Source organism: Thermoplasma sp. (assembly GCF_023256435.1).
Taxonomy (GTDB): domain Archaea; phylum Thermoplasmatota; class Thermoplasmata; order Thermoplasmatales; family Thermoplasmataceae; genus Thermoplasma.
The window spans coordinates 1-3556 of record NZ_JAGDXM010000052.1 but is presented as its reverse complement, the minus strand read 5'-3'; the positions used below and the strand labels follow the sequence as shown (position 1 = coordinate 3556).

Below are 3556 nucleotides of genomic sequence, written 5' to 3'. Positions count from 1 at the left end.
CAGGCAGATGTCGGTCGTTGAAGCAGGAAGCTCCGAAGCTTTAGCCTAGGAGTAGCTCACTTAGATAGTTTCAAAGTGATAGATACCTCATTCCACGATGGTAGATCCCCCAGGTGGAAGTATTTTTTCTATCTCTTCCTTATCTGTACTTAGCATTTCAGCAATCCTCCTTGCAATCTCTGAACGCTTGTGGTCTCCGGGTACTATCTTTACGCATTTCTCGCCTGAAGCGAAGGCGGACGGTGGCCCTATCATCGGTATCTGTATTCCTTCCACATCTCGCATTCCAATGCACAGCTCCAGTTTCAGATCGGTTATGTAATTCCTCTTCCCCCTGATTATCCATGATCCGGTCGACACGTATTCTCCAGATTCGGGTGTCTTGCTGACCTGGCTTGGATAGACCCAGTAGGCTGTCCCTGAGGCTATTCCTGCAGCCCATGCCCTGGAGAAGGAAACGGCAAAGGCCCCAGCCTCCCTTATGGTGGTATCCCCTGGCGGATCCTTTCCCGAGGATTTGATTATGGTGCTAGGAGCACCGTACATATCAGCATGAACGTATATATCGCCTTCCTGCAGATGCTTCTTCACGATCTTCTCGTTGGACTTGGCATCCCTTCCGGCTATGACGAGATAGCCCTCGCTTGATATGAACCAGTGGTATGTTTCAAACCAGAACACCCTCCGCCGTTTCTTTCTCTCCGCCTTCTGCATCTCAATCAGGCGCTGTTTCTCAGCCTCTTCTATGGCCTTCATTGCTCCCTCGATCTTCTTCCTGTATTCCTTTGCCTGCGAAAAGTATCTGCTTGCATTTTCTCCGGCAGATACAGTGTAGTCTATTTCCACTTGCCTTCCGTCCAGATCCACCGTTATCAGCTTTCTGGCCTTATCAATGGTTCCAGCATAATTTCCGGATCTTGCAGATCTTATTGCACTATCTATTTCCTGGAGCCTTGCCATAATAGCCTTGCCGATTTCCTGTTTTTCATTCGATATCCTTTCGAACTCCTCAATGCTCTTCTTCTGAGAATTTATCCTTCTGGATATCGGATCTTCGAGTTCTTCTTCACCTTTAGAATTTTCAAGCGCAAACACAAGTCCCTCGTTCAGATCTTCAAAGATCTTACTGGGAGTGCCAAAATGCCTCATTTCGCATGGCGAAACCAATGCCTGATCCTCGTAGTAATAAGATCTGTTGACAAGCGATTCCTTCAGAAGTGTGTCCAGCATGTCCTTGATGTCGCCGGATCTTTCAGACGCTGTTTTGGCCGGTGTCTCCTTGTCTATTCCTGCCCGGTACAGTATCTCCTCCGCCAGCTCACCACCAAGGTTCAGGCGGGTTGCCAGCGTCTGGACAATGTTGGCCGAGCTTGCTGAAATAACTCTGGATATCTCGTCGGCACTGGCAGTTGAAGGATCAAAGGATGAGGGAGGTAGATATGTGTTGCCCACCTCGAGATCCCTGTTCTTCCATTTCCTCGGCCTGAGCACAAATGTTATCTTATTCCCGTCCGTTGCTATGAGGTTACCTTCCCTAAATAACTCAAGTATGAGCTTCTGCCCCGTGTGAAAGGTGAATTCAACAACGCGATCAAAGTTGATCTGCCTAATTTCAACGATTCTCCTATCAGAAATGGACTTGCGGAGAACCATGGCAGTCTGTGTTGCAGTCTCCGGAGTTTCAGCCGTTCTGAAGAAGATGCCATGCTTTAGAGATATGAGCACATCCGTTCTCTTTATGTCGGATCGGTATATCTGAACGAGAAAATCGTCAGGTCCTATCTGGTATACCTTCTTCACAAAGGATCCTATGAACCTATCGCGGTATATGTTCACGAATGCGTAAAAGTCTATTGAACTCTCCTTGTCCTTCATCTGGATGACAATGCACTGCGTATATTTAAGGAAAGATGATGCCAGACCTTTCTGATTCAGTCGTTCCGCAGCGCAGTTATGAAGTGCCTTGTCAGGGATCTGTGCTGGTATACCGGAACGTCATGGATTATCCTGAAATACGGCCTGGCAAGTTCGATCAAAGATGCATCAGATACAACAAATGCTGCATACCCATGCGGTTTCAGCATCTCATGAAATTTCCTGAATGAACGCTCATACAGGGCTTCAAGATCCTCACTTGCATAGGAGTTCCTTCCATATGGCATGTCTGTAGCGATTCCGTCGACGTCGGATAGCTGAAGTTCCGATATATCCATGCTGTAGACCTGAAAGCTGTCTATGTGGAAGTGTTTCAGATTTGTTCTTGCTCCAACAGCCATTGACAGGGATATATCGTTTCCTATGACCTTGATTCCCATAAGTGCAGCCTCTATCAGTATGCCGCCGGTACCGCAGAATGGATCAAGGAGAATTTCGTTCTCCTTTACATGGGCTGTATTTACGAGGAACCTGGCATATTTCGGATCCATGGATACCGGCGAAAAGAAAGGCCTCTTCGGTGCCTTCCGTATGAGAAACTGCTTCTTATCCCGTTCATAGACCACAATAGTTATGTAAAATACCACATGGTGCACAACGCGGATGATAAAATCAGGGTCTTTGAATGAAACTCTCCCCTTTGCGCCCATAAGGTCGCCGATATGCGCTTCCGTCATTGGGGCGTTTCCATCAACGTCCCTGTATCGGACGTAAAATTTGCCTGGGGGAAGATCTATGCTGCATGAAGCTAGATCATCCGCTTCATAAATGATCCTTCCGGTAGAATTTACAAAGGCGCATCTTTTGATGGATTCCCATGATCCGGAGATGACCGCGATCTCATCGTCAACATAATCTATGGTGAAATCGCCGTAGGTCTCCTGTATTGATATCAGTTCGACGTACCTGGCCTTATCCCTCTCCAGGCTGAATTCCAGAAGATATCTGTTCATTCGACTGCTTTTATGATGTGATCGCTCTCATATCTCTGGATCTCCTTCTGGAACTGCGTCCCGAGATCCTCGTACAGTTTTGACAGCCTCCGCACGGCCCTCTTTATTGCGGACTGAGGCTTACCAGATTTAACCCTGACGTATATCTGCGGGTTATCGATCACAGGGTGCTTTATATAATAACGTGCTTCATCAACCTGATCATCCTTCAGAATCTCCTCAACAAGCGTTCTGAGAAGCGTGTTGTCGTAATTTATCATCTCAACAGTGATTGAGTTCTTTTCCTTAGAAATAACGCGGAGTGAACTCTCTGCTATCCTCTCCCTCTGCATAGCGGTATATTTTTAATACCTATTTATAGGTTGACACACAACCAAATTCCTTTCTCGACTTCCTCATGAACTGCTGATCCAGGTTCTGAACTCTGTCTGTGCCTTGGCTACATCAAAGATTCAAAATCCGTTAGGTATTAACGAAATTTGAACATTTATGTATATATTCATAACACATTAAATAGTATATCTTTCAAATTTAGACGTATAATTAATTTCCATTATCGTTATAAATTATTGACAAAGTTTTATTAATCTTCCAATAATTACGTTACGATATTTATGTCCAAGACAATGTCGATTGTTCTGGCCTCCGGAACAATAGATAAGATAGCA

The 3556-nt window shown here is 45.6% G+C and carries 3 protein-coding genes; all 3 read right to left on the bottom strand.

The genetic code is table 11. The annotated features are described in order from the left end of the window. Window positions 1–87: 87 nt before the first annotated feature. From rqcH to Q0C15_RS07265, 3 genes are read right to left on the bottom strand one after another with little or no spacing between them, the layout of a single operon-like run. The gene (gene rqcH / locus Q0C15_RS07275) at window positions 88–1875 is read right to left on the bottom strand and encodes a ribosome rescue protein RqcH (RefSeq protein WP_297217841.1); all 1788 of its coding nucleotides are present in this window, start codon (window positions 1873–1875) and stop codon (window positions 88–90) included. Window positions 1876–1931: 56 nt separating this feature from the next. Further along, window positions 1932–2888, bottom strand: a complete 957-nt coding sequence (locus Q0C15_RS07270) for a TIGR01177 family methyltransferase (protein WP_297217838.1) — start codon at window positions 2886–2888, stop codon at window positions 1932–1934. Continuing rightward, on the bottom strand, window positions 2885–3220 hold the full coding sequence (locus Q0C15_RS07265; RefSeq protein WP_297217835.1) for a DNA-directed RNA polymerase subunit L: 336 nt from the start codon (window positions 3218–3220) through the stop codon (window positions 2885–2887). Before Q0C15_RS07265 ends, Q0C15_RS07270 begins: the two co-directional genes overlap by 4 nt. Window positions 3221–3556 lie beyond the last annotated feature (336 nt).

Excerpts from the sequence above, each read along its gene's own strand:
- Q0C15_RS07265 (WP_297217835.1), bottom strand. The coding sequence starts at position 3,220 with ATGCAGAGGGAGAGGATAGCAGAGAGTTCACTCCGCGTTATTTCTAAG.
- rqcH (WP_297217841.1), bottom strand. The coding sequence starts at position 1,875 with ATGAAGGACAAGGAGAGTTCAATAGACTTTTACGCATTCGTGAACATA.
- Q0C15_RS07270 (WP_297217838.1), bottom strand. The coding sequence starts at position 2,888 with ATGAACAGATATCTTCTGGAATTCAGCCTGGAGAGGGATAAGGCCAGG.